Consider the following 25703-nt stretch of genomic DNA (forward strand, 5'->3'; position numbering starts at 1 on the left):
CCAAAACGACTACTCAACAGAGCTGCTGGAAAATGCGGCTCAGTGACGCGTGACGGGACTGGCACACATACTCGTTGAGCGTTTCCACACAGCCTCGGCCGAATTCTGCCCTACGGTGAAGTGCGCCAGCGGGCACGAGGCAGTGCCCTATATCGAATTCTTTCTAACCAACCCCTCACAAATGCCTCAGCAGATACCCCAGGCCGGTATTCGCTACCAGCCCCATCAACACCAGCGCTCCAGCCACCACCGCCGCACGACCCGCGCCTAACCCCGCCCGCTCGCGCACCCAGTGCCACTCGGCGACAAAAAACCAGAGCAGGGCCAACAGTGCAAGTCCCACTCCGAATGCGGAGAGCAGCCCACCCGACAGTGCGAACGTGGTGCTGATCGACATGGCCATTGCGAACGGTGCCACCAGGTAGCACTGTTCGTAAAACGGGTTGCGCAGGTTGACGCGGTGGATGGGCTGGCGGCTGTGGCGCATGTACCAGACGGCGCCTGCCAGAGACCAGATTCCAAACGCCATGGTGCGGTACAGCAGCAGGTTTTGCTCGGACTTGAGCAGTTCGGCTGCAAGCGTACCCATTTCTTGCGCAGTCTGTTTGCGCAGGGCTAGGTCGAACACATGGGACACCAGCACGCACAGGATGAGCAGCAGCGGCGGGCTGATGGCGTCGCCGTAGCGGTCGTCGTCCTCGCGAGTTTGTTCGGCCTGCACATAGGCCACCATCTGGCGCGGGCGCAGCACGATGCGCAACAGGGTTTTGGGCAGCAGAATCAGCCAGATCAGTGCCTCGTACACAAAGTCTTCAAACGACTTGAGGATCTTGAGAAAGTCCACAGGAGCTCCTTGCGGCGGTGGGCAGGTTCAATGGCTCAGGCAACGTTGCGGGTAGAGGCTAGAACAAAGGCCATGATCGTCCAGTCGTTGGCAATATGGGCGATGGTGCTGGCCCACAGGTTGCGGGTATAGATGAAGACTGCCGTCAGCACCAGGCGAGCGGTGCCTATAACGAGCAAGGCCTGGCCCAGATGCCATTGGTAGGTGGGCAGGTGCAGTGCGCCAAACACCAGCGCCGTAACCATCCATGCCACGGCCACGGCCCAACGGGCGCGCATGCCAGCGCGGTGCAGCAAGGCCACCGTGGCCAGCAGTGGCAGGATGGTGACCAGCTCTTCGCCCAGCAGTTGCACGGCAACCAATGCGAACCGCCCAACCAGCTGCGCCGGGGACAAGCCCGCAACAGCATCGATGCTGGCGTTGGCACTGAGGTGAGACATGCCCAACCCATATGCAGCCACTAGCGCGGGCAAGCCGATCACCAGCGGCACTGCGGCCAGCCCCAGCGCCACATCGCGCCAGCGGGGTCGCCTGAACAGCGCCACCCATGCCGGGCCCACCGCCCATCGCAGCCCCGCCCACTGAACGCCCACAAACAGCAGAGCGGCCAAAGCGCCACCCCACAGGTCAGGCAACCAGCGGGGCACTGCCACCAACAACGCAAAGGCCGCTGCGCTGGCGGCCCACAACAGCGCGCTGCTGCGCGTGGTCAGCGGCACGGGGTTGCCAAAGCTGTAGGGCAGGTCGGATTCGATAGATGCAGGAGTGGTGGTGCGGGTCAAGGTGGCCTCCCTGGATGCGCAATAAAACAGCAAGCCAAAACAGGCATGTGTTGGTGGGCGCTAGGTTACCCGGCCTTGGAATTGGCGGCGAACGACACAGGTGCGCGCGCTAGGCACCGCGCGCAGCCGCAGCACGCACCATCAACTGGTAGGTGCACCCTGAGATGGAATCTACACATTCCACAGACTGGGTGAAACCGAGGCGGCGGTAAAACGGCACGCTGAGCGGGTTGAAGGTTTCCAGAAAACATGTTGCACCCGCCTGGTCTGCCCTGGCCAAGGTGGGCGCCAACAACCGCTGCGCCAGCCCCTGGCCGCGCGCTGCGGATTGCACGCCCAGTATGGACAGATACCACGCGCTGTGCAGGTCGGCTGGCACCTGTGCTTCCATGGCGGCGCAAATGCGCTGGTAGTTGTCAAACCCTCGCGGGCCCAGCAGCTGGCGCAGGCTGCTGGAGCGAATGGCGCTGTGTTTAGCCCTGTCGGCAGCTGGCGCCTGGGGGGTGATCCACAGCGCTGCTCCGTGGGGGTCGGCCACTTGTACTTCGCCCACGGCGCGGGCTTCTTCCATCGCCAGCTCACAGTATTGGGTCAGCACCTGCAAACGACGATCAGGGTCCGCAGCATGGTCGATGGTGACGGCCTGGTAGAACGGGTCGTTCAACAGCGCCTCGGCCAGAGCGCCGCACACGGGCAAAAAGGGCTCAAGTGCGTCGCTGGGAGGAGTTTGCGAAGAGGTGGAATGTGGTTGCATGGGCAGCCAAGGAGCGCTATTGCAGATTCTGCAGCGCGTAGACGTAAGCGGCGTCACCCAAAAACTCCACCATGCGCGGGTGGTAAGCATTGTGAAACGCCTTCATATCGGCATTGTCGGCATAGAACAGCACGGTGCCCACATAAGCATCGCGCGACGGCATATAGAACCGAGCAACGATGGCAAAGTGCTTGTCCATCAAGTCCTGGATAGTCTGGGACTCAGGAGCATTCGCATCGATCAGCGGCGCCAGCTCTTGGTAGAACGCATCGAAGTCGGCATGTACCTGGGGCTTGTCCACATGGGCCCAGTTGTCCGTGCTAGTCAGAGATTGCTCTTGCTCGGTACGCTGTGCAGCACGGCATTGGTCGAGGTAATCGGGGGTGGTTTGTTGGAGGCCCATGGTGCTCGTTCTTTTTCTAGAAATGGCGGGGCGATCATCTCAGCGCACATCGTCGGCACGCAACCCGCCAGGGTCAGCGCGAACTATAGCGGCGCTACATGCCATCCCGCGGGCAAACCTGACGTGCGAGCCTTAGGGGTGCGGCAAGTGCTTGCGACCAAGACCTGCTGGTGGTGCGCGTGGGCCACGCGCGCGTCCCGAGCCTCCGCACCAGCGCCTCAACCCAGCGGATCTGAAACACTCGCCCGATCCGCGCCGGGTACCACCCGCTGCGCCGACGTCCCGATCCCCAGGCTCTGCGCGGGCCGCCGCAGCGTCGCATCAAACGGATTGATCTTCGGCCCAATCGCCGCCGCCTCGCGCTTGAGCAGCTCCACCACCGTGGGTAGCCGGTCGTCGTTGAGGCGGGCGGAGATGGTGCCCACGCTCAGCGCCGCCACAGCGCGCCCCTCGCGGTCGCAGATGGGCACGGCTACACCTGCCATGCCTTCGAGCAAGCCGGTGTTGCGGCCTGCGTAGCCCAGCTGGCGCACGCGCTCAATTTCGGTGCGCAGATAGACCTCGTCAAACACGCCGTACTCGCGCACGCGCGACAGGTTGAAGCGGATGACTTCTTCGCGCTCGGCCTCAGGTAAGAACGCCAGGATGGCCAGGGCGCCCTGCCCCACGCCCAGGGCCACGCGGCCGCCGATGTCGCCGGTAAACGAGCGGATGGGGAACGGGCCTTCGCTGCGGTCCAGGCACACGGCATCGAACCCGCTGCGCACGAGCAGAAAGATGCTGTCACCCAGGCTGGCGCACAGGCGCAGCAGCGCTGGGCGGCACAGGCTGCGCAGGTCGCCGGGGTTGCCCGCTTTGGCGGCCAGGGCGAAGAAGTCCATGCTCAGGCGGTAGAGCTTGCTGCGCTCGTCCTGCTCGACCATGCCCTCTGCCACCAGCGATTGCAGCAAACGGTGCGTGGTGCCTTGCGTCAGGCCCACGGCACGCGCCAATTGGGTGACTCGCCCGCCCTCGGCCTGCACGGCCGACAGGGCCCGGATGACGGCAAACACCCGGGGTACGCCGCCGGTGGCGGTGGATGCGGCTTCCATACCTCGCTCCTGTGGAATTCGTTGATCAAACTGAATGCATCATATTTCATTGAACGGAATAAATTCAATAAAAATTCTGTTTAATGGAATACCCGAAGAATTCTGGTTTGTTTATTGCAATAGATTCAATTGAATCGAGCGGCTGTTCCAGCCTTTGTGCGGCACTTGCACCACCCCGGTGCAAGCACACCGAAGGCCCGCAGCCCATCCATGCAACTCCACAGCAGGTGGCACGCACGGCCCCCAGGCAAACCGTGCGATGCCACCACCGGAAAGGCTTTCGCCATGTCGTTTCTCAAGCTCACGGATGTGACCAAGTTCTATGGCAGCACCTGCGCGGTGCAGTCCATGAACCTCACGGTGCAAAAGGGTGAATTTGTGTCGTTGCTGGGCCCGTCGGGCTGCGGCAAGACGACCACGCTGCAGATGGTGGCGGGGTTTGAAGCGGTGACCAGCGGGCGCATCGAACTCGATGGCAAGGACATCACCCACGCCAAGGCCAACACGCGCGGGCTGGGCATCGTGTTCCAGAGCTATGCGCTCTTCCCGCACATGACGGTGGCGGCCAACGTGAGCTTTGGGCTGGAGATGCGCAAGGTGCCCAAGGCCGAGCGCGCCGAGCGCGTGGCCCAGGCGCTGGCCCTGGTGCACCTGGAAAAGCATGCCACGCGCTACCCGCGCGAGCTGTCCGGCGGCCAGCGCCAGCGGGTGGCGCTGGCCCGTGCGCTGGTGATCGAGCCGCCCGTGCTGCTGCTGGACGAGCCCTTGTCCAACCTCGACGCCAAGCTGCGTGAGGAGATGCAGTTTGAGCTGCGGCAGATTCAGCGCAAGGTGGGCACCACCACCATCATGGTCACGCACGACCAGAGCGAAGCCATGTCCATCAGCGACCGTGTGGTGGTGATGGAAGCCGGCCGCGCCACGCAGATCGACCACCCGCACCGCGTGTACGAGCACCCGCGCACGCGCTTCATCTCCACCTTTGTGGGCAAGGCCAACCTGCTACCGGGCCAAGTCGCCCATGCGAGCGGCACACACACGCAGGTGAAGGTGGGCGCCCTCACGATGGCGGTGGACGGTGCCCGCTACCGCCCCGGCGCCGCCGTGCTGCTGAGCGTGCGGCCTGAAAAAGTGCAACTGGTGCCCGCCGTGCAGGGCCGGATGGATGGTCAGGTGTGCGAGCGGTTCTTCCTGGGCAGCCAGTGGCTGTACCGTGTGGGCACCCCCGTGGGCGACCTGATGGTGCTGGTGCCCAACGACGGCCGCGCTGCGCTGGCCGAGGGCGAGCGCACGGGCGTGGACTGGCCCGACCACTGCATGCGCCTGCTGCCCGCCGATGAAACCGCCATGGCCGAGCTGGAGGCCGAAGACGCCGCCGAGGTGGCGCCATGAGCCTAGCCACCACCTTGCTGCACAAAAAGGCCGTGCCCTGGTGGTTGTCCGGCCCGGCGCTGCTGCTGTTCACGGTACTGCTGCTGGTGCCGCTGGCACTCACGGCAGTGTTGTCGTTCAACGCGTTCGACCCGGCCACGGGAGTGAAGGCGGGTGAGTTCACGCTGGAGCATTACGCCCATGTGTTCACCGATTCGTACTACCACACGATCTTCTGGCGCACGTTCTGGATCGCGGGGCTGGTCACGCTGATCTGCGTGCTGATTGGAGCACCCGAGGCCTACATCCTGAGCCGCATGGGCAACCCCTGGCGCTCCATCTTGCTGCTGGTGGTGCTGGCACCGCTGCTGGTATCCGTGGTGGTACGGGCCTTTGGCTGGAGCATGCTGCTGGGGCCTGAGGGGCTGGTGAATGGGCTGTTCGGGCTACTTGGATTTGGCCCCGTGAAGATGCTTTACACCGAGATCGCCGTGGTGATTGCGCTGGTGCATGTGATGCTGCCGTTCATGGTGATCCCGGTGTGGACCTCGCTGCAAAAGCTCGACCCGGGTGTGGAGAACGCCGCCCTGTCGCTGCAGGCGACGCCCTTCACCACGCTGCGACGCATTGTCTTGCCGCAGGTGCTGCCAGGCATTTTGTCGGGCAGCCTGATCGTGTTTGGGCTGGCGGCCAGTTCGTTCGCCATCCCCGGCCTGCTGGGCGGGCGGCGCCTGAAGATGGTGGCCACGGTGGTGTACGACGAATACCTGCACGAGCTGAACTGGCCCCTGGGCGCAGCGATTGCGCTGACGCTGCTGGTGGCCAACCTGGTGGTGATGCTGAGCTACAACCGGCTGGTTGAGGGCCGGTACAAGAAAGCGTTGGGCTGAAGTTATGCAGAAGAACGGACCTTTGGCCCTCGCGTTCAACGCGCTGGTCATCACCTTCATGCTCGCCCCGCTGCTGGTGGTGTGCATCGTGGCGTTCACGCCGCACAACACGCTGACGCTGCCCACCACTGAGTTCTCGCTGCGCTGGTTCAAGGCAGTGTTCGCGCATTCGGACTTTGTGCAGTCGTTCTGGAACAGCCTGTGGCTGGCGCTGGCATCGGCCACGCTGGCCACGGTGCTGGCCGTGCCGGCGGGCATTGCCATCACACGCTACGAGTTTGCGGGGCGCGGCTTTCTCAACGGCCTGTTCCTGTCGCCGCTGATCATTCCGCACCTGGTGCTGGGTGTGGCCCTGCTGCGCCTGTTTGCGCTGCTGGGGGGCACGGGCAGCTTTGGCTGGCTGGTGTTTGCGCATGCGCTCATCGTTACGCCCTACACGCTGCGGCTGGTGGTGGCCGCGCTGGTGGGGTTTGACCGCAGTGCCGAGCATGCCGCGCTGTCGCTGGGTGCCAGCCAGGCCACGGTGTTCACACGCATCACGCTGCCGATGATTTTGCCCGGCGTGACGGGCGGCTGGTTGCTGGCCTTCATCAACAGCTTTGACGAAGTGACCATGTCGATCTTTGTCACCTCGCCCAGCACGGTGACGCTGCCGGTGCGCATGTACATGTACGCCACCGAATCCATCGACCCGCTGATGGCTGCGGTGTCGGCACTGATGGTGGCCCTGACGGCCTGCGCGATGGTGATTCTCGACCGCGTGTACGGCTTGGACCGCGTGCTCGTAGGGCGCAAATAAATGGGCACGACTTCCATGACTGTGAACACAGCCCTGCTCCACCGCGTGGCCGAAAAAGACCGCGCCCCCGTGCCCTTCGTACTCGATGGCGAACCCGCCGCTGCGCTCGAAGGCGACACAGTGCTCACGGCCATCCTCACCCACCGCGCCCAGTTGCGCCGCAACGAGTTCAGCCATGAGCCGCGTGCAGGCTTTTGCCTGATGGGTGCGTGCCAGGACTGCTGGGTGATGACCGCCACGGGCGAACGCCTGCGGTCTTGCGCCACCTTCATCCAGGTGGGCATGCAGCTGACCACCGGAGCGCCCGCATGACCGCCCCCGCCTTGCAACCTGTGATCGTGGGCGCAGGCCCTGCGGGCATTCGCGCCGCGCAAACCCTGGTGGCGCATGGCGTGCGGCCCGTGGTGATCGACGAAGCCGCGCGCAGCGGCGGGCAGATTTACCGTCGCCCGCCCGCCCACTTTGCCCGCAGCGCGCAAACGCTGTACGGCACCGAGGCATCACGCGCCACGGCGCTGCACAGCAGCTTCGATGGGCTGGCCGCCCACATGGACTACCAACCCAACAGCCTGGTGTGGAACGCCCAGGGCGGCCAGCTCGACGTGCTGCACGGCCCCACGCAAACCACGCGCACGGTGCCCTACCAGCAGCTCATCGTCGCCAGCGGTGCTACCGACCGCGTGTTGCCCGTGCCCGGCTGGACGCTGCCCGGCGTGTACACGCTTGGTGGCGCGCAGGTGGCGCTGAAGTTCCAGGGCTGCACCATTGGCCGCAATGTAGTGCTGATGGGCACCGGGCCGCTGCTGTACCTGGTGGCGTACCAATATGCCAAGGCAGGGGTGACGGTGGCAGCGGTGCTGGACACCGCCCGCTTTGCCGACCAGCTGGCCGCCCTGCCCGGCATGCTGACGCAGCCCGCCGTTCTGGCCAAAGGCCTGTATTACGTGGGCTGGCTGCGCGCGCATGGCGTGGCCGTGCACACCGGCGTGCGGCCTGTGCGCGTTGAAGGCGACACACGGGTCAACGCCGTGGTGTGGAGCGACGGCCAGGCCGAGCACACCGTGCAGTGCGATGCCGTGGGCTTTGGCTATGCCCTGCGGTCTGAAACCCAACTGGCCGACCTGCTGGGCTGCCGCTTTGCCTGGGCACCCATGCACCGCGCCCACTTGCCTGAGCGCGATGCGGCAGGCCGCACCAGCGTGGCGGGCGTGTACCTGGCGGGCGATGGCGCGGGCATCATGGGCGCCGATGCGGCCGAATGGGCAGGCGAGCGCGCTGCGCTGGCGCTGCTGGCTGACCACGGCGTGAAGGTGGATGCGGCACGCGCTGCAGAGCTGGAACGCAAGCTGACGAAGCTGATGCCCTTCAGGCAAGGGCTGGAGCGCGCTTTCCCCTTCCCCGCCGATTGGGCGGCCCACGCGCCCGATGCGCTGGTGGTCTGCCGCTGCGAGAACATCACGGCGGGCGAACTGCGCGCCTGCGCCCGCGATGCCGGCGCCGACGAGATGAACCGCCTCAAGGCCCTGACCCGCGTAGGCATGGGCCGCTGCCAGGGCCGCATGTGCGGCGTGGCGGCAGCAGAAATTTTGGCCCAGGCCACGGGCAAGCCCATCGATCAGGTGGGCCGCCTGCGCGGGCAAGCGCCCATCAAGCCGATTCCGATCCATTTGCAGGCACAGGCTGCGGCGGCGCACGACACCCCTGCGGAGGCCACAGCATGACCACCACCACGCGAGTGATAGACACCGACGTGGCCATTGTGGGCGGCGGCATCATGGGCGCATCGGCCGCGCTGGCACTGCGGCGCAAAGGCGTGGCCGTGGTGCTGCTGGAACGCGACCTGTGCGGCTCGCGCTCCAGCGGCGTGAACTATGGCGGCGTGCGCCGCCAGGGCCGCCCTGTGAGCCAGTTGCCGCTGGCGCAGCGTGCGCACCAGGTGTGGGCCAATCTGCCCGCGCTGATTGGTACCGATGGCGAGTACCAGCGCAGCGGGCACTTCAAGATTGGCCGCAGCGAGGCGGACATGGCCGCGCTGGAGGCCTACGCCGACCTGAGCCGCGACTTTGACTTGGGCATCCAACTGATCTCTGGCACCACGCTGCGCGAGCGTTGCCCCTGGCTGGGCGGGCGCGCCGTGGGTGGGTCGCTGTGCCCGGATGACGGCCAGGCCAACCCGCGCCTCGTGTCGCCCGCGTTTGCGCTGGCCGCAAAACGCGCTGGTGCGCAGATTCTGGAGCGCACACCGATGACCTCGGTGGAGCATGACGGCCAGCGCTTCACCGTGCGCTCGGGCACCGCCGTGGCAGTGCGCGCGCCCATACTCATCAACTGCGCAGGCGCATGGGCCGGTGCGCTGGCCGCGCAATTTGGCGAGGCCGTGCCCATCCACTCCGGCCACCCGGCCATGGCCGTGACCGAGCCCCTGCCCTTTTTCATGCACTGGAGCCTGGGTGTGGAAGGCGGCGGCATCTACTGCCGACAGGTGGCGCGCGGCAATCTGGTGCTGGGCGGCGGCGCAGGTGTGGCGCTGGATGCCGACCGCGCCCGCTCCGAGCGCAGCGCGATCGCTACCTTGGCAGTGCAGGCCGTAGAGCTGTTGCCCGCCCTCAAGAATGCGCACTTCATTCGCACCTGGAGCGGCACCGAAGGCTATCTGCCTGACCGCCAGCCGGTGCTGGGCAAGAGCCACACCACGCCCGGCCTGATCCATGGCTTTGGCTTTGCCGGTGCGGGCTTTCAGATCGGCCCCGGCGTGGGCGAGGTGCTGGCAGAGCTGGCGCGTGACGGCCGCAGCACCACGCCGATTGATGCCTTTGCGATTGAGCGATTTCTCCCAACGACGGTGGCTGACGTGGCCAGCACTGCCGCTGCCCACTGACCACCTCAGCCACCGACACGTCCCCCTCCCCCACCAGAAAGGAAACCACCATGACCTTCTCCCCTCGCTTTGCAAGCCACACACGCCGCGCCCTCGTAGCGGCCGCTGCACTGGCCACCGTGGCCGCCGCAGGCACTGCCACGGCGCAGACCAAGACGCTGTACATCGGCATGAACGGCGGCACCATGGAGAAGGCGTACACGCAGTACGTGTTCCCGGCGTTTGAAAAGCTGCACGGTGTGAAGGTGGTGGTGGTGCCCGGCACGTCCTCGGACATCCTGGCCAAGGCGCAGGCCAACAAGGACAAGCCCCAGATGCACGTGATGTTCCTGGACGACGGCATCATGGTGCGCGCCATGGGCATGGGCCTGTGCGAAAAGCAAAAGCCCAACCAGCATCTGAACGACATCTACCCCGCCGCCCGCTTCAAGGACGACCTGGCCAGCGGAGTCAGCGTGGGCATGACGGGCATCGCCTACAACACCAAGATGTTTGCCGAAAAGGGCTGGGCCGCGCCCACCTCGTGGATGGACTTTGCCGACCCCAAGTACAAGGGCAAGGTGGTGTTCCAGTCCATGCCCTCCTCATCGTTCGGGCTGCACGGCTTCTTGATGTTCAACCGCATCCAGGGCGGCAACGACAAGAACGTGGAACCCGGCTTTGCCAACTGGGCCAAGACCATCGGCCCGAACGTGCTGGAGTACATCCCGAGCTCGGCCAAGATTTCGGAGATGGTGCAAACGGGCGAGGCCGCGATCTTCCCGCTCACGCCCACGGCCGTGGCTGCACTCAAATCCAAGGGCATTCCGGTGGAATACGCCCAGCCCAAGGAAGGCTCGGTGGTGCTGATGACAGGCCAGTGCGTGATCGCCAAGAACAGCGAGCCCGAGCTGGCGCAAAAACTGGCCGAATTTCTGCTGAGCCCCCTGGCCCAGGCCAATGTGCTGCAGTTTGGCGCGCAGATCCCCACCAACCCCAAAGCCCCGGCCGTGGGTGAAGGCGCCGAGCAGGTGGCCAAGATCAACCAGTGGATGAAAAACGCCGTGACCCTGGACTGGGACAGCGTCAACGCCAACCGCCCGGCCTGGAACACGCGCTGGAACAAGACCATCGAGCGCTGAGCAACGGGGCCGTTGACGCGCGCCGCACCACACTGGCGGCGCGTTTGTGACAAATGTCACCGGCTGCGCCACGCCCTGCGGCAGGAGGGTGTCACAAACCGCTTCTTCGAATCCAGAATCCGGCGCCTGAACACGCTGATTCGTTCAGTTGCCATTCATTCGAAGAAGAGGGATACCACCATGAAACGCTGGATCAAATGGACTGCAGGCGGCGCGCTGCTGCTGGGCGTGGTCGTTGTGGCCACAGCCACCAGCGGCCTGTACCTGGCCGAGCAAAAGCGCAACCGCTACATCGACATCAAGCCGCGCCCCGTGGCCTACACCACCGACGCGCAGACCATTGAGCGCGGGCGGTACCTGTATGCGTCGCGCGGCTGCACCGACTGCCACGGCGCGCAAGGCACGGGCCGCGAGTTTGTGAACGACGGCAAGGGCACGCGCATCGTGGGCCCCAACATCACCCCCGCTGGCGTGGTGGCCCGCTACCAGCCCGAAGACTGGAACAGCGTGATCCGCCACGGCGTCAAGCCCAATGGCCGCCCGCTGCTGGTGATGCCCAGCGAGGACTACAACCGTTTTACCAACGACGACCTGAATGCCCTGGTGTCTTACGTGCGCCAGTTCAAGCCGCAGGAGGGCACGCAGGCCGTGGTGGAACTGCCCCGCCCTGCCTGGGTGCTGTACGGCCTGGGGGCGATCCCCGACGCGGCTGCACGCATCGACCACCAGCTGGCGCCGTCGCGCCCTGTGCCTGCGGGTGTGACGGTGGCCAATGGCCAGTACGTGGCCAACATGTGCATCGGCTGCCACGGCGCAGACCTGTCGGGTGGCAAGATCCCGGGCGGCCCGCCGGACTGGCCCGCCGCTGCCGACATCCGCCCCGGCGCCAACAGCGCCATGGCCCGCTACCCCAATGCCGCCAGCTTTGTGGCGATGCTGCGCACTGGCAAGCGGCCGGATGGCACGCCGATCCAGGTGATGCCGTTTGAGTCGCTGGGGCAGTTGAGTGATGTGGATGCGAAGGCGCTGTATCTGTTCTTGACAGCCCCTGGTGCCCTTGCCAAGGCGGGGGGCGCCGGGGCGGGCGTGGGCCATGCACCGGCGAGTGGGGAGGTGGGGCTGAACGATGGAGTTGCGGACGCGCATCTGGTGCGGGTGGAGCAGCCACAGGGGTCGCAGCATCGGCCGTCGAACGTGCCTTCGGTGTCTTCGGGGTTGCGGATGCCGGGGTGATGTTTGGTCTTGGATTTTTTTGATGTTTTAGGCCGCTAGCGCTCATCTATCAAGCGCTAGCAGCTACCATTTTTGTAGTGAACGTGGGGTTTTTTCCCCACCCGCTCGGGCCGAACTTGCCGAAGCCTGGGCTGGTTTGCTGGCTTGCTGGTGCGTGAGGCATGCCTGTTCTGAGAAGAGGCCCGGCCGGTTCATGGAACACTCGGCAATTACTATCAATACCATAGCATCTCGCGCTTGATGGATAAGCGCCAGGGCGCAGAAATCCCCAAAACCCCAAATCCCCTTAACCCCCCGCAGCCCCCTGCGGCACATGGTTGCGCAGCAGCCACCGCGTTTCCCGCGTGGCCTCGGTGTCCGGGTGGCGGGACTCCAGCGTGGCCAGCACGCGCAGGGCCATGTCGGCGCGGTTCATGCCTTGCAGCAGCACGCGGGCCACCAGTTCATAGGCGGCGGGCACGCTGTCGTGGTTTTTGAAGCGGCGGTCGAAGCCCTGCAGCAGCGCCAGCGCGTCTTTGGCGTTGTTGGCATTCCAGGCGGCTTTGGCCAGGTTGAGGGTGGCGTTGGCGTCCTGCACCGCAAACTGGGCGTCCTTGGCCCGGCAGGTTTGAAAGACCTTGAGCGCTTCGCCGCCCTGGCCCGAGCGCAGCAGCAGCGGGATGTAGCGCTGGGCATGGTCGAGCAGGGTGGCGGTTTTGCCGTCGGCCAGCGTCAGCACACGGTGGTAGCGGCGCTGTGCGGGCACTTCGTCGCTGCGGGTGCGCTGGTCTTCGTAGGCCACGCCCAGGGCGCCGACCATGTCGCCTGCGGTGATCAGCGCGGCCACGTGTGCGTCGGTGGCGTCTTGCTCGATCTGGCGGGGACTGCGGCGGTCCACAGGGGCGCCGTCGTCGTCCAGGCCCGCGCCGGGCAGCAGGTCAATGCCAAAGGCTGCATGGTTCTGGTACATCGCGTAGCCCAGCAGGCTGGCCATGACCCAGCTGAAATAGATCAGCAGCCAGTTGACGATGGGCAGCAGGATCCAGCCCTTGAAGATGGGCACCAGCATGCCCAGCGCAATGAAGGTGCCCTGGCTCAGCAGGAAGAGGAACAGGCACAGCAGCAGGTAGGGCCAGCCAATGGTGCGCACGGCGTTCCAGGCGTTGGCGGGGTTCAGGGTTTCGGTAAAGCTGCAGGTCTGCACCAGCACGATCTGCGTGGCGGGCAGCAGGAAACACATGGCCAGCCAGGCCAGCGTGCCCAGCACGGGGTTCAGGCGCTGCAGCCAGCCCACGGCCATGGCTTGCACGATCAGGATGGCGAACAGCTTCCAGGGCAGGTTCTTCCAGTCAGGGTCCAGCTCGGAAGGGTAGTCCTCGGCCTTGTAGATGCCGCGTGAGCCCAGGGCCGTGACTTTGAATCCGTAGCGCGATGCGGCCAGCAGGATGCCGATCTCCACGATCAGGATGCCCAGGGCGTCGGGCACAAAGAAGATCAGCTTGAACAGCAGGCTGGAGAGCGCCAGCAGCACGCTGTACATCAGCGGCTTGGGTTGCAGCGGAAACGCGAAAAAGGTGTTGATCTGGTGCCAGAACGGACGGGGCGTCTTTGCGGTTTCGCGCTGCATGGGGTGCCCCGGGCTTATTTGGAGAAGAAGTCGGACTGCGACATCCCGCGCCCGCCCGCCATGCGCACCACGGTGCGCTGGTCGGAGCGCAGGAGCTTCATTTGCCCCATTTCGCGCACGAGTTGCTCGTTGAAGGTGGAGCTGAACTGCATGACGGTTTCTCCCATCTTCAGCAGGCTGGTGCCTTTGACCTTGGCGCTTTTGCGGCCCGGTTCGATCTCGATGCTGTCGATGTGGAATTCGAACTCGACCGTCAGGATGCCGCCCATGCGGTCACCGATCTGCTCGAACATCTGCATGCTGGCCTTGAAGGCCTCGCACTGCTGGTCGTGGTTGAGTGTGCTGCGCTGCGTCTGGCCGTTCATCACCGTCTCGTCCTGGATGATGGCCTTGCTGCTGAGCTGTTTGCACATCAGCTCAGCGTCTCGCTTGTAGAGGGCGTGCGCGCTCTGGTCGTAGTAGGCGCGCACCATTTTTTCGTCCAATGTGCGCCCGCCGACAAAGTAATACCAGGCGCCCGCGCACAAGGCCGCCAACAAGACGATCTTTTTCATGATTCCCTCTCTCCCGCTTTATTTTGCGGCGCAGTATACCGGTGGGGTTTGTGCGCACTGCCCGCCAGCCTTGGCGCACGGGGGCTGCGAACGAGTTGTTACCTTCCGTGTCATCGCAGCAGGGGGCGGTCCCCGGCATATCGGCTACCCTCGCGGTCGAGTCGGATAGAGGGATGTCAAAAATGAATGTCTTGCAACGTGCCCTGGTGTTGTTGTCGGGGGCTTTGGTTTCGATGGGCGCACACGCCCTGCAGATCACCAGTTTTTCACCGCAGGGCGAAGTGGCCCGGGTGCGGCAAGTGGTGGCCAAGTTCGATGCGGCGGCCGTCAACTTCGGCGACCCCAAGGCGCCCGCGCCCATCAACCTGAGCTGCAGCGATGCCAGCGCCACCAAGGGCACGGGCCGCTGGACAGGCGAGCGCGAGTGGGTTTTCGACTTTGAAAGTGACCTGCCACCCGGCGTGCGCTGCACCGCAACGGTCAAACCCGGGTTCAAATCGGCCTCTGGCGCTGATCTGACGGGCGCCAAAAGCTATCAATTCAATAGCGGTGGCCCGTTTGTACAGACCATCCGCCCCAACCCCTACCAGGCCATCGACGAAGAGCAGTTCTTCGTGCTGCAGTTGAACGGGGCCGCCACCACCGCCAGCGTTCAGGCGAATGTCTGGTGCACGGTGGAAGGCGTGGGCGAGCGCGTGCCGGTGCGGCTGATTGAGGGCGCGCAGCGCGCCGAAATATTGAAGACGCTGGGCCTGGAAAAAAGCGCGGCGAAAGAGCCCCTGCAGTACGCCACGCTGGCCTGCAACCGGCGGTTCACCTCGGGCTCGCGCATGCAGATCGTGTTTGGCAAGGGCGTGGCCACGCCCAGCGGCGTGGCCAACACGGTGGAGAAGCGCTTTGACTTCAAGGTGCGCGAGCCGTTTGCGGCCGAGTTCAGCTGCGAGCGCGAGAACGCGCAGGCCGCCTGCCTGCCCATCCGGCCGATGCAGCTGTCCTTCAACGCCCCGGTGCCGCGCAGCCTGGCCACCGCCATTCGCCTCAAGTCCGCCAAGGAAACCCTGAAGCCCCAAACCGATGGCGGCATCGAGGGCCAAAAGGGGGATGCGCTGGTCAACAGCGTGCAGTTTGCGGCGCCCCTGGCCGAAAACACGGCCTTCACACTGGAGTTGCCCAAGGACTTCAAGGACGCCTCGGGCCGCCCGCTGCGCAACGCAGACAACTTCCCGCTCAAGGTGGCCACCGGCGGCATGCCGCCCCTGGCCAAGTTTGCGGCCGCGCCTTTTGGCATCGTCGAGCGTTTTGCCGAAGGCCCGCGCTCTGACAACCCCCCAGCGCTGTTGCCCGTGACACTGCGCAACGTGGAAGCCGCCTTGCGCGTGCAGGGCCTGCAGCCGGGCACCGTGAGCACGCTCAAGCCGCGCACCGACGCCGACATCATTGCGTGGTTCAAGAAGGTGCAGCGCTACGACAGCTACGTGGTGGATCGCAAGCAGGCGCGGCGCGACGTGACCGGACCGCTGCCCAAGGTGCTGGACGAAGACAAGGAGTATGTGCAGTCACGCATGCTTTCGCTGCTAGCGGGCAAGGGTGGCGTGAAGACGCTGGACTTGCCCAAGCCAGCGAGCAACGACCCGCGCCCGTTCGAGGTGGTGGGCATTCCGCTGCCACCCGGCTTCCATGTGGTGGAGATCGCCTCGCAAAAGCTCGGCGCTTCGCTGCTGGATGAGCGCCACGGCGACGCCCGCACGATGTTCGTGCGCACCTCGGCCCTGGTGACCAACATGGGCGTGCATTTCAAGCTCGGCCGCGAAAACGCCATGGCCTGGGTGACCACGCTGGACAAGGGCCAGCCGGTGCAGGGCGCCACGGTGCGTGTGAGCGACTGCAAGGGCAATGAGCTGGCCAACGCGCTGACCGATGCCCAGGGCGTGGCCCGCATCGAAGGCCTGTCGTCCGACCCCACCCGCTGCGGCGATGGCGGCGACTACGGCGACGGCGGCAACGCCTACTTCGTGAGCGCGCGCCACAAGGACGAGGGCGGCGTGGAGGACATGGCATTCACCTGGAGCGACTGGCAGCGCGGCATCGAGCCCTGGCGCTTCAACGTGCCCACGAGCAGCGACCCGCGCCCCAGCGAACGCGCCCACACCATTTTTGACCGCACCTTGTTCCGCGCGGGCGAGACCGTGTCGATGAAACACGTGCTGCGCTCGGAAACCCGCCAGGGTTTTGCGCTGCCCAAGGAACGGCCCGAAACCCTGGTCATCACCCATGTGGGCAGTGGCCAGCAGTTCACCCAGCCCATCGTCTGGCGCGACACGGCCACGGGTGGCATCAGTGCGCTGAACAGCTTCGCCATCCCGCCCGCCGCCAAGCTGGGGGTGTACCAGGTGGAGCTGCGCAAGGATTCCGGTGATGAACGCAGCTTCGGCTCGGGCGAGTTCCGGGTGGAGGAGTTCCGCCTGCCCGTGCTGGAGGGGCGCATCACCCCGGTCGAGAAGAAGGCCCTGGTGCGCGTGCGCTCGGTGCCCACCGATGTGCAGATCAACTACGTGGCGGGCGGCGGGGCCGCCAACCTGCCGGTGCGCGTGTCGGCCATGGTGCGCGGCAAGGCGCTGCAGTACAGCGACTACGAGGCCTTCCGCTTCACACCGCCCCGCAAGCGCGAGCAGGAAAGTGCGAACAGCGACGACGAAGAAGCTGCGGCCCGCCAGGATGCGCGCGTGATTGCCGACAAGCTGCCGCTCACGCTGAACAAGGACGGTGCGGGCAAGGTCACCATCGACAACGTGCCCCAGGCCCGCCAACCGCAGGAGCTGCTGCTGGAGGCCACCTACGCCGACCCCAACGGCGAGGTGCAGACCATCCGCAGCACGCAAGCGCTGTGGCCTGCCGATGTGGTGGCGGGCATCAAGACCGAGGGCTGGGTGTCTGCCCGACAGAAGATCCGCTACCAGGCGCTGGCCTTGCAGCACAACGGCAAACCCGCCGCCGACACCTCGCTGCAGGTGCAGGCCATTGCCCGCATCACCACCAGCACACGCAAGCGCATGGTGGGCGGCTTCTACAGCTACGACAACCAGACCGAAACCAAAGACCTGGGCACGCTGTGCAGCGGCAAGAGCGACGCACGCGGCCTGCTGCTGTGCGAATCCAAGCTCGACGAACCCGGCGAGGTGGAACTGGTGGTGACCGCCACCGACAAGGACGGCAACACCAGCGTGGCTGCATCCTCCGTATGGGTGACGCGCCAGGGCGAGCTGTGGTTTGGCGGCGAAGACCACGACCGCATCGACCTGCTGCCCGAAAAGAAAAGCTACCAGCCCGGCGAGATCGCCAAGTTCCAGGTGCGCATGCCGTTCCGTTTTGCCACGGCCCTGGTGGCCGTGGAGCGCGAAGGCATCATCGACACCCAGGTGGTGCAGCTCAACGGACAAGACCCCACGGTGAGCCTGAAGGTGCAGCCTGACTGGGGCCCCAACGTGTACGTGAGCGTGCTGGCCCTGCGCGGCCGCCTGCGCGAGGTGCCGTGGTACAGCTTCTTCACCTGGGGCTTCAAGGCGCCGCGCGAGTGGTGGACCTCGTTCTGGTACGAAGGCAAGGAGTACCAGGCGCCCACGGCGCTGGTGGACTTGTCCAAACCCGCGTTCCGTCTGGGCATGGCCGAGATTCGCGTGGGCACAGCGGCCCACCAGATCGACGTGAAGGTGACGGCCGACAAGGAGAGCTACGCCGTGCGCGGCAAGGCCCAGGTCACCATCACCGCGACCCTGCCGGGCGGCAAGCCCGCTGCCAATGCAGAGGTGGCTTTGGCCGCTGTGGACCAGGCCCTGCTGGAGCTGATGCCCAACACCAGCTGGAACCTGCTCGAAGCCATGCTGCAGCGGCGCAGCTGGGGCGTGGAGACATCGACCGCGCAGATGGAAATCATCGGCCGCCGCCACTACGGCAAAAAGGCCGTGCCTGCAGGCGGTGGCGGGGGGCGCGCGCAGACGCGTGAGCTGCTCGACACGCTGCTGCTGTGGGAGCCCTCCATCCAGCTCGACGCCAACGGTCAGGCCAAGGTGACGGTGCCGCTGAACGACGCACTCACCACCTTCAAGATCGTGGCTGTGGCCGATGCCGCCACGGGCCTCTTCGGCACCGGCAGCACCAGCATCCGCGCCACGCAGGATTTGCAAATCATCAGCGGCCTGCCGCCACTGGTGCGCGAGGACGACCAGTTCCGCGCGCAGATCACGCTGCGCAACACCACCAAGACGGCGATGAAGGTGGAGGTGGCGCCGCGCGCCACGCTGCTGGACTTGAAGCCGCAGACCATCGACATCCCGCCGGAGGAAGCGCGTGAAGTCGCCTGGAACGTGACGGCGCCAGCGCAACTGGCGCAGACCCGCGCCGAGTCCATCCTGTGGGAGATCGAGGCCAAGGACACGGTGGGCGGCGCGCGCGATGCGCTCAAGGCCCGCCAGCGCATCATCCCGGCTGTGCCACTCACGGTGCAGCAGGCCACGCTGGTGCAGGTAGACGGCAGTTTCAACCTGGACGTGAACCCGCCAGCGGACGCCATCCCCGGCCGGGGCGGCCTCAAGATGTCGCTGCAGCCCAAGCTGGCCGAAGGCCTGCCGGGCGTGCGCGACTGGTGGGCCCGCTACCCCTTTGCCTGCCTGGAGCAAAAGACCAGCAAGGCCGTGGGCCTGCGCGACGGCGCGCTGTGGCAGACCGTGGTGGCGCAGTTGCCCACCTACCTCGACAGCGACGGCCTGGCCAACTACTTCCCACCGCGTGATGGGGATGGCAACCGGGGGAGCGACACGCTGACGGCCTACGTGCTGGCCGCCACGCACGAGGCCGCCAGCATCAACCCCGCGTTTGCGTTGCCCGATGCCGCCCGCGCGCCCATGGAGCGTGGCCTGATCGCGTTTGTGGAAGGCCGCATCCAGCGCAGCTTCTGGAGCCCGCGCAAGGACCTGGACATGCGCAAGGTGGCCGCGCTCGAAGCCCTCTCGCGCTATGGCAAGGCCCAGGGCCGCATGGTCAGCAGCATCACCATCGCGCCCAACCAGTGGCCCACGCACACGGTGATCGACTGGGTCAACGTCTTGAAGCGCGTGGCCGACGTGCCGCAGCGCGACCAGCGCCTGGCCGAGGCCATGCAGATCCTGCGCAGCCGACTGTCGTTCCAGGGCACCAAGCTCATCTTCAGCACCGAGCAGGACGACTACTGGTGGTGGCTGATGCAGAACGGCGACGTGAACACCGCGCGCCTGATGCTCGCGGTGATGGACGACCCGGCATGGAAGGACGACATGGGCCGCCTCGCCAATGGCTTCATCAGCCGCCAGCAGGCGGGCGCGTGGCATACCACCACGGCCAATCTGTGGGGCGGGCTGGCGCTGGAAAAATTCAGCGCCAAGTTCGAGGCCGTGCCAGTCTCGGGCACCACCAAAGCCACGATGTCTGGCAACACCGCCAGCGTGGACTGGAGCAAGGTCGAACGCGTGAAGGCCAGTGACGCCACGGGCGCCGCGCACCAGACGACCTGGTTCGGCGCGCCCGCATCGCCCGGCAACCTCAAGAACAACGACATGTTCCTGGCCTGGGGCAAGGCCGGTGGCAAGGAGAACCTGGCGGTGACCCACCAAGGGTCCGGCAAGCCGTGGCTCACCCTGCAATCCGTCGCCGCCATCCAACTCAAGGCGCCCTTTGCTGCGGGCTATGCCATCACCAAGACCGTGACACCCGTGGAGCAGGCCAACAAGTCGCTGCCCGCAGGCCAGTACACGCGCGGCGACGTGCTGCGTGTGACGCTGGAGGTGAACGCCAGCGCCGATATGACCTGGGTGGCCATCACCGACCCGATTCCGGGCGGTGCCACCATCCTGGGCAGCGGCCTGGGCCGGGATTCGGCCATTGCCACGCAGGGCGAAAAGGCCCGCAGCGGCGCGGGCTGGCCCGCGTTCGAGGAGCGCAGCTTCGAGGCCTTCCGCAGCTACTACGAGTACCTGCCCAAGGGCACGGTGAAGATGGAATACACCGTGCGCCTAAACAACGTGGGCGACTTTGCCTTGCCGCCCAGCCGGGTGGAAGCCATGTATGCGCCCGAGATGTTTGGCGAAGTGCCCAACGCGCGGGTAAAGGTGGAGGCGGCTCGGTAAACCGCAGCGCCATGCAGCCTTCCGTTTTGAGCCTGCCATTCAGAACAACGCCATGAGCCTCAGTGTTTTTGTGGAACTGCGGTTCTGGGTGCTGGTGGCGTTTTCGCTGGTACTACCTGCGGGCATTTACGGGTTGCTGCTGGCGACCCGGTCCATCTCCCGCGTGGCCGTACTCGGCTTTGGTGTGGCGCTGGTGCTGATCGCAGGGGTGGACGTGTACCTGCTGCAGTCGCTCGCGTCCCTGGCCAAAACCACGCCGTCGCTGGCCGACGACGCGGTGTTCATCTCCGAGCTGTCCATCGCGCTCTATGTATTGCCCGTGGTGTTTGGTGGCATTGGCGTCAACCTGATTTCGCACGTGCTGCTGCGCCACCTGAGCGAGGCCGAAACCCGGTTTGACCGGGAGCATCCCAATGGCTGAGCGCCGGGGGGGCGGCGTTCGCCGCTGGTACGCTGGCTGGACTCTCTGGATGGTCAGCGCATCGGCCGCCTGGGCTATTCCGGCGTTTGACGAGGTGCGAGCCGACTTCAAGCCCTCCGACACCCTCATCCTCTCCCGCGAAGGCGAGGTACTGCAGCGCCTGCGCACCGACGCCACCGTGCGGCGCGGCCAGTGGGTGCCTTTGGCGGAGGTTTCGCCCGCCCTGCGCACGGCCCTGGTGCTCAGCGAGGACAAGCGTTTTTTTGAGCACAGCGGCGTGGACTGGCGCGCCGCATCGGCCGCTGCCTGGGGCAACCTGTGGAACCAGCGCACGCGTGGGGCCAGCACCATCACCATGCAGCTGGCGGGTTTGCTGGACGGTGACTGGCGCCAGGGCCCTGGCGGGCGCACCGTGGTGCAAAAGCTGGGGCAGACTGTGGCCGCACAGGTGCTGGACCGGCGCTGGCGCAAAGACCAGATCCTGGAGGCCTACCTCAACCTCGTGCCGTTTCGCAGCGAGCTGGTGGGCATTGATGCGCTCTCGCGCACGCTGTTTGGCAAGGCGGCCCATGGGCTGGACGACCGCGAGGCGGCGGTGGCTGCGGCCCTGGTGCGCGCGCCCAATGCCCGGCCCGCGCTGGTGGCGCAACGGGCGTGCGGGGTGCTGCGCGATATGCAGGCCACCAGCGGCGCGCGCCCCGCGCAGCGCGCCACCCCAGCCCCGGCCCGTGTGGATTGCGATGCGCTGGACCTCTTCACCACCGCCGCCCTGCAGCGCCGCGCATTTGATGCGAGCGAAGGCGTGGCGCCGCACTTCGCCCGCTACCTGCTTCGCCAGCGCTCTGGCAAAGACGGCGCCGTGCCCGAGCGTGTGCCCAGCACCCTGCGCGCGCCGCTGCAGCGTTTTGCCGTGCAGGGCCTGCAGCAGCACCTGCGCGAGCTGCGCGGGCGCAATGTGGAAGACGGCGCCGTGCTGGTGCTCGACAACGCCACGGGCGCGGTGCTGGCCTGGGTGGGGTCTTCAGGGCAACTGAGCCAGGCCAGCGAGGTCGATGGCGTGCTGGCGCTGCGCCAGCCGGGCTCCACACTCAAGCCGTTTTTGTACGCGCAGGCGATTGCCGAGCGGCGCCTCACGGCGGCCTCGCTGGTAGAGGACTCGCCCGCGCAGATCACCACTGCCAGCGGCCTGTACATCCCGCAGAACTACGACCGGCAGTTCAAGGGCTGGGTGTCGGTGCGCACGGCGCTGGCGGCGTCGCTCAATGTGCCGGCGGTGCGCACGCTGGTGATGGTCACGCCCGACGCATTCCACCGCCAGCTCGGCGCCGTGGGCCTGCCGCTGCGCGAAAGCGGCGATTATTTTGGCTACAGCCTGGCGCTGGGCAGCCCCGAGGTGCCGCTGCTGCACCTGACCAACGCCTTCCGCACGCTCGCCAACGGCGGGCGGGCAAGTCCTGTTGCGGGCGCCCTGGCCAACGGCGGACGATCGAGTGCTGTAGCGCTCTCGGATGTTGCCAAGCCGCGCTTTGCCCCTGCGCTGGACGCCCGTGCCGCCTTCATCGTGGGCGACATCCTCTCAGACGGCAACGCACGCGCCCGCACCTTCGGCACCGACAGCGTGCTGGCCACCCGCTTCTGGACGGCCGTGAAAACTGGCACCAGCAAAGACATGCGCGACAACTGGGCCGTGGGCTGGTCCGAGCGCTACACCGTGGGCGTGTGGGTGGGCAACGCCAGCGGCGCCGCCATGCACGATGTGAGCGGCACCAGCGGCGCGGCACCTATCTGGTCGGCGGTGATGGGGTTTTTGCATGCCCGCGAGCCCAGCCGCGCCCCCAAGGCCCCCGTGGGCCTGGCCCGCACAGCGGTGCGATTTGGGCCCGTGGCGCCGCAGCCCGGCAGCCCGGACCCACGCGGCGGCGACCAGCCGCTGGAGGCCGCGCGGGAAGAATGGTTTGTTCAGGGCACCCAGCAGGCGTTTTTTGCTATTGATTCGGTAGCTATTAGCGCTTATCCATCAAGCGCTAGCGGCCAAAATGATCCTAAAAAATCTGCGCCCGATGCCGCCGCATCTCCTGCGGGTCTGCCCCCGCGCATCACCGCCCCCGCCCCGGGCACCATCATTGCGCTGGACCCCGACATCCCCCCGGCGCGCCAGCGCCTGCAGTTCACCGCCACGGGCAATGCGGTGCAGTGGCGGCTGGACGGCAAAACCCTGGGCCGAGGCCCTCGGGTGGCCTGGTTGCCCTGGCCCGGGCGCCATGTGGTGCAGCTCACCGACGCGCAGGGCAAGGTGCTGGACGAGGTCCGTTTGGAGGTCCGCGGCGCAGGTGTGGTGGCCAAGCCTCTCCGGGCAGGTGCGCATTGACGCTGACAAATCCGAGGAATACGGTGTGAATTGGGGCCAAGTCCCTGTTAAGGCGGCTGTTTAAAATAGTTACAAACTATCCCTATGCCCTCCCTTCGCCAGTTTTTCTCTCACCGCCTCATATGGCTGGCTTTGCTGGTGGCTCTGGGCATTGGTGCCTTGTTTGCCCGCACCATCTGGACCATTCGCAACGACGAATGGAGCTACGCGGTGCAGACCAACTCCAACCTGGCCCGCACCATGGAGCAGGGCCTGGCCTGGTCGCTGGACTCGTTCGACAAATCCCTGGAGGGCGTGGCCCGCGAGGTGGCACGGCCCGAGGTATGGGCGCTGCCCCCCGACCTGCGTGCGCGGGTGGTGTTTGACAACTCGCTGCGTGCGCGCGGCGCGGGCGATGTGCTGGTGCTGGACGCTCAGGGCAACGTCATTCTGGACTCGGGCTCCCTGACCCCTCGCCGCACCAACCTGGGCGACCGCGACTACTTTCTGGCATTCAGTGAGCGGGGCGAGCGGGAGCTGTTCTTCGGCAAGCCCGTGCCTTCACGGGTGACGGGTCTGAACATCCTGCCCATTTCTCGTCCGTACTTCCATGCAGACGGCAGCTTTGCCGGGGTGGTGGTCGGCGCTATCCGCCTGAGTTATTTCAACGAACTGTTTGGTTCGCTGGACCTGGGCTCCAACAGCGGGGTCAACATGTTTCGGCGGGACGGGGTGGTGATCTCCCGCTTTCCGTATGGTGATGCTGATGTCGGCAAAACCATCGCTGGTACGCCTAACCTGCTGCGTTTTCAGGCCGAGGGCACAGGCTCTTTTGTCGGTAAGGCCGCGCTCGACGGCGTGGAGCGTCTGTACTCCTTCCGGCCTGTGGGCAACTACCCGCTGATTCTGAACGTGGCCCAGTCCACCGACACCATCTTGGCCAAGTGGAGGAGCAGTGCCTGGGTCCTGGGTGGTTTTGCTGCGCTGTTGATGGCTGGTTGCCTTGGGTTGGCGCTGCTGTTCGTGCGTGAGCTGGTGCTGCGCCAGCAGGTTTCGGCGCGTTTGGCCGAGGCTGAGCATGACCTGCGCACCACCCTCGACAACGTGCCTTCGATGATTGCCTACTGGGATGCCAGTATGCACAACCGCTTTGCCAACCGGGCGGCACTCGAGGAGTTCGGCACCTACCCGGTGCCTGTGCGCGGCCGGCATATCAGCGAGCTGCTCAGCGAAGCCCGCTACGCGGCCAGCAAGCCCCACTACGACCTGGCGTTGGCGGGTGCGCCGCAGCGCTTTGAACGTACGGACCAGAACCCGAAAGGCCAGCCGCGGCACAGTATCGTCTCCTACCTGCCCGACACAGACGCGCGCGGCGTGGTCACCGGGCTCTTCGTGCAAGTGACGGATATTACCGAGCGCAAGCGCATGGAGAACGAGCTGTTCGACGAGAAAGAGCGCGTGCGCCTGATGCTGCAAGCCATTGGCGACGCAGTGGTCTGCTCGGACGCGAAGGGCATGGTGACCTACCTCAACCCCGTGGCAGAACGCCTGACGGGCTGGCAGGCGTTTGATGCGGCAGGCCACACCGTGGACGAGGTGGTGAGCCTGCGCAGCCCTGACAACAACGAGCCTTTGGCCAACACGCTGCGTGCGGCCATCCAGCGCGGCATGGCGACTCCCCCCGTGCGGGTGCGGGTGTGCTGTTGCACCGCACCAATGGTCAGCGCTTTCAGGTGGAGGAAACCGCCAGCCCCATCACGGACCGCCATGGCACGGTGACCGGCGCCGTGGCCGTACTGCGCGACGTGACTGAATCGGTGGTCATGGCCGAGCGCATGGCCCACCTGGCCCAGTACGACGCACTGACCGACCTGCCCAACCGCGTGCTGCTGCAGGACCGCGCCCAGCTGGCCATCTCGCAGGCCCGCCGCGACGGCAAGTGCCTGGCCGTGATGTACCTGGATCTGGACGGCTTCAAGGACGTGAACGATACCCTGGGCCACGATGTGGGCGACCTGCTGCTGGTGCAGTTTGCGCAGCGCCTGAAGGCTGCCGTGCGCGCGTCCGACACCGTGTGCCGCCAGGGCGGGGATGAGTTTGTGGTGCTGCTGCCGGGGCTGGACGGCGCCGAGGCCGCCTGCCATGTGGCGCGCAAGATCCTTGCGTCGTGCGATGCGCCCTTCGCGCTGGCTGGGCGCTTGCTGCAGGTGGGGCTGAGTGGCGGCATTGCGCTCTTCCCCCAGCACGGCGATACGTTCGATGCGCTCTCGCGCCATGCCGACAGCGCCATGTACGCCGCCAAACGCGGCGGGCGCATGCGCTTCATGCTCTACCGGGGCCCGGACGCCGAGCCCGAGGTGGTGCTGGCCGCTGTGGACGCTGGGCAGGATCCATAAGCCGCCAGAGTTCTGGCGCGATATTTTGCTATACATTTTATAGCTGTAAGCGCTTTCC

General features: G+C 65.9%; 20 protein-coding genes. 13 read left to right on the forward strand and 7 right to left on the reverse strand.

Features of this window, described 5'->3' with window-relative positions; genetic code table 11:
- Positions 1 to 175: 175 nt before the first annotated feature.
- The 5 genes from EXV95_RS09710 to EXV95_RS09730 form a co-directional block, all read right to left on the reverse strand.
- Entirely contained in the window at positions 176 to 844 is a 669-nt protein-coding gene (locus EXV95_RS09710; protein ID WP_176886663.1) for a hypothetical protein, read from the reverse strand.
- A gap of 35 nt (positions 845 to 879) precedes the next feature.
- A complete protein-coding gene (locus EXV95_RS09715) occupies positions 880 to 1626 on the reverse strand; it encodes a CPBP family intramembrane glutamic endopeptidase (protein WP_176886664.1) in 747 nt (248 codons plus the stop codon).
- 109 nt (positions 1627 to 1735) lie between these two features.
- Positions 1736 to 2380: an N-acetyltransferase gene (locus tag EXV95_RS09720; RefSeq protein ID WP_176886665.1), complete on the reverse strand. Its 645-nt coding sequence runs from the start codon at positions 2378 to 2380 to the stop codon at positions 1736 to 1738.
- A 16-nt stretch (positions 2381 to 2396) separates the two neighbouring features.
- Entirely contained in the window at positions 2397 to 2783 is a 387-nt protein-coding gene (locus EXV95_RS09725) for a TipAS antibiotic-recognition domain-containing protein (protein ID WP_176886666.1), read from the reverse strand.
- A 218-nt stretch (positions 2784 to 3001) separates the two neighbouring features.
- On the reverse strand, positions 3002 to 3874 hold the full coding sequence (locus EXV95_RS09730) for an IclR family transcriptional regulator (RefSeq protein WP_176886667.1): 873 nt from the start codon (positions 3872 to 3874) through the stop codon (positions 3002 to 3004).
- Positions 3875 to 4159: 285 nt separating this feature from the next.
- Between EXV95_RS09730 and EXV95_RS09735 the strand changes: the two genes are divergently transcribed.
- From EXV95_RS09735 to EXV95_RS09770, 8 genes are all read left to right on the forward strand, one after another.
- Positions 4160 to 5266, forward strand: a complete 1107-nt coding sequence (locus EXV95_RS09735; protein ID WP_055400640.1) for an ABC transporter ATP-binding protein — start codon at positions 4160 to 4162, stop codon at positions 5264 to 5266.
- On the forward strand, positions 5263 to 6135 hold the full coding sequence (locus EXV95_RS09740; RefSeq protein ID WP_176886668.1) for an ABC transporter permease: 873 nt from the start codon (positions 5263 to 5265) through the stop codon (positions 6133 to 6135). The genes EXV95_RS09735 and EXV95_RS09740 overlap by 4 nt, the downstream gene beginning before the upstream one ends.
- Positions 6136 to 6139: 4 nt before the next feature.
- Positions 6140 to 6934 carry an ABC transporter permease gene (locus tag EXV95_RS09745; RefSeq protein WP_121505723.1) on the forward strand — a complete coding sequence of 265 codons (795 nt, stop codon included), beginning with the start codon at positions 6140 to 6142 and terminating at the stop codon, positions 6932 to 6934.
- Between the two features lie 15 nt (positions 6935 to 6949).
- Entirely contained in the window at positions 6950 to 7246 is a 297-nt protein-coding gene (locus tag EXV95_RS09750) for a (2Fe-2S)-binding protein (protein ID WP_255484973.1), read from the forward strand.
- Positions 7243 to 8655: an NAD(P)/FAD-dependent oxidoreductase gene (locus EXV95_RS09755; RefSeq protein WP_176886670.1), complete on the forward strand. Its 1413-nt coding sequence runs from the start codon at positions 7243 to 7245 to the stop codon at positions 8653 to 8655. Before EXV95_RS09750 ends, EXV95_RS09755 begins: the two co-directional genes overlap by 4 nt.
- Complete coding sequence (locus EXV95_RS09760; protein WP_176886671.1) at positions 8652 to 9812, forward strand: FAD-binding oxidoreductase; 1161 nt, start codon at positions 8652 to 8654, stop codon at positions 9810 to 9812. The genes EXV95_RS09755 and EXV95_RS09760 overlap by 4 nt, the downstream gene beginning before the upstream one ends.
- 50 nt (positions 9813 to 9862) lie before the next feature.
- A complete protein-coding gene (locus EXV95_RS09765; protein ID WP_176886672.1) occupies positions 9863 to 10933 on the forward strand; it encodes an ABC transporter substrate-binding protein in 1071 nt (356 codons plus the stop codon).
- Positions 10934 to 11113: 180 nt separating this feature from the next.
- Positions 11114 to 12166, forward strand: coding sequence for a c-type cytochrome (locus EXV95_RS09770; protein ID WP_176886673.1), 1053 nt, complete (start codon positions 11114 to 11116; stop codon positions 12164 to 12166).
- Positions 12167 to 12452: 286 nt separating this feature from the next.
- On the opposite strand, the gene EXV95_RS09775 is transcribed toward EXV95_RS09770, so the two are convergent.
- The gene (locus tag EXV95_RS09775; protein ID WP_176886674.1) at positions 12453 to 13772 is read right to left on the reverse strand and encodes a tol-pal system YbgF family protein; all 1320 of its coding nucleotides are present in this window, start codon (positions 13770 to 13772) and stop codon (positions 12453 to 12455) included.
- Between the two features lie 14 nt (positions 13773 to 13786).
- Positions 13787 to 14326, reverse strand: a complete 540-nt coding sequence (locus EXV95_RS09780; RefSeq protein ID WP_055400622.1) for a hypothetical protein — start codon at positions 14324 to 14326, stop codon at positions 13787 to 13789.
- Between the two features lie 182 nt (positions 14327 to 14508).
- Between EXV95_RS09780 and EXV95_RS09785 the strand changes: the two genes are divergently transcribed.
- From EXV95_RS09785 to EXV95_RS25140, 5 genes are all read left to right on the forward strand, one after another.
- On the forward strand, positions 14509 to 20481 hold the full coding sequence (locus tag EXV95_RS09785; protein ID WP_176886675.1) for an MG2 domain-containing protein: 5973 nt from the start codon (positions 14509 to 14511) through the stop codon (positions 20479 to 20481).
- A gap of 52 nt (positions 20482 to 20533) precedes the next feature.
- A complete protein-coding gene (locus EXV95_RS09790) occupies positions 20534 to 20902 on the forward strand; it encodes a hypothetical protein (protein WP_055400618.1) in 369 nt (122 codons plus the stop codon).
- A 49-nt stretch (positions 20903 to 20951) separates the two neighbouring features.
- Positions 20952 to 23270 carry a penicillin-binding protein 1C gene (gene pbpC, locus EXV95_RS09795; RefSeq protein WP_255485009.1) on the forward strand — a complete coding sequence of 773 codons (2319 nt, stop codon included), beginning with the start codon at positions 20952 to 20954 and terminating at the stop codon, positions 23268 to 23270.
- Positions 23271 to 23354: 84 nt separating this feature from the next.
- Positions 23355 to 25028: a PAS domain-containing protein gene (locus EXV95_RS09800; protein WP_370460239.1), complete on the forward strand. Its 1674-nt coding sequence runs from the start codon at positions 23355 to 23357 to the stop codon at positions 25026 to 25028.
- The gene (locus EXV95_RS25140; RefSeq protein WP_370460240.1) at positions 24947 to 25645 is read left to right on the forward strand and encodes a diguanylate cyclase domain-containing protein; all 699 of its coding nucleotides are present in this window, start codon (positions 24947 to 24949) and stop codon (positions 25643 to 25645) included. Before EXV95_RS09800 ends, EXV95_RS25140 begins: the two co-directional genes overlap by 82 nt.
- Positions 25646 to 25703: the final 58 nt, after the last annotated feature.

The sequence above is a fragment of the Acidovorax sp. JMULE5 genome, assembly GCF_013376875.1.
GTDB lineage: Bacteria > Pseudomonadota > Gammaproteobacteria > Burkholderiales > Burkholderiaceae_C > Acidovorax > Acidovorax facilis.

Bases quoted from the DNA above. Each gene is read 5' to 3' on its own strand.
- EXV95_RS09770 (WP_176886673.1), top strand. From the start codon at position 11,114: ATGAAACGCTGGATCAAATGGACTGCAGGCGGCGCGCTGCTGCTGGGC.
- pbpC (WP_255485009.1), top strand. From the start codon at position 20,952: ATGGTCAGCGCATCGGCCGCCTGGGCTATTCCGGCGTTTGACGAGGTG.
- EXV95_RS09790 (WP_055400618.1), top strand. From the start codon at position 20,534: ATGAGCCTCAGTGTTTTTGTGGAACTGCGGTTCTGGGTGCTGGTGGCG.
- EXV95_RS09775 (WP_176886674.1), bottom strand. From the start codon at position 13,772: ATGCAGCGCGAAACCGCAAAGACGCCCCGTCCGTTCTGGCACCAGATC.
- EXV95_RS09735 (WP_055400640.1), top strand. From the start codon at position 4,160: ATGTCGTTTCTCAAGCTCACGGATGTGACCAAGTTCTATGGCAGCACC.
- EXV95_RS09720 (WP_176886665.1), bottom strand. From the start codon at position 2,380: ATGCAACCACATTCCACCTCTTCGCAAACTCCTCCCAGCGACGCACTT.
- EXV95_RS09780 (WP_055400622.1), bottom strand. From the start codon at position 14,326: ATGAAAAAGATCGTCTTGTTGGCGGCCTTGTGCGCGGGCGCCTGGTAT.
- EXV95_RS09725 (WP_176886666.1), bottom strand. From the start codon at position 2,783: ATGGGCCTCCAACAAACCACCCCCGATTACCTCGACCAATGCCGTGCT.
- EXV95_RS09760 (WP_176886671.1), top strand. From the start codon at position 8,652: ATGACCACCACCACGCGAGTGATAGACACCGACGTGGCCATTGTGGGC.
- EXV95_RS09765 (WP_176886672.1), top strand. From the start codon at position 9,863: ATGACCTTCTCCCCTCGCTTTGCAAGCCACACACGCCGCGCCCTCGTA.
- EXV95_RS09785 (WP_176886675.1), top strand. From the start codon at position 14,509: ATGAATGTCTTGCAACGTGCCCTGGTGTTGTTGTCGGGGGCTTTGGTT.
- EXV95_RS09740 (WP_176886668.1), top strand. From the start codon at position 5,263: ATGAGCCTAGCCACCACCTTGCTGCACAAAAAGGCCGTGCCCTGGTGG.
- EXV95_RS09750 (WP_255484973.1), top strand. From the start codon at position 6,950: ATGACTGTGAACACAGCCCTGCTCCACCGCGTGGCCGAAAAAGACCGC.
- EXV95_RS09745 (WP_121505723.1), top strand. From the start codon at position 6,140: ATGCAGAAGAACGGACCTTTGGCCCTCGCGTTCAACGCGCTGGTCATC.
- EXV95_RS09730 (WP_176886667.1), bottom strand. From the start codon at position 3,874: ATGGAAGCCGCATCCACCGCCACCGGCGGCGTACCCCGGGTGTTTGCC.
- EXV95_RS09800 (WP_370460239.1), top strand. From the start codon at position 23,355: ATGCCCTCCCTTCGCCAGTTTTTCTCTCACCGCCTCATATGGCTGGCT.
- EXV95_RS09755 (WP_176886670.1), top strand. From the start codon at position 7,243: ATGACCGCCCCCGCCTTGCAACCTGTGATCGTGGGCGCAGGCCCTGCG.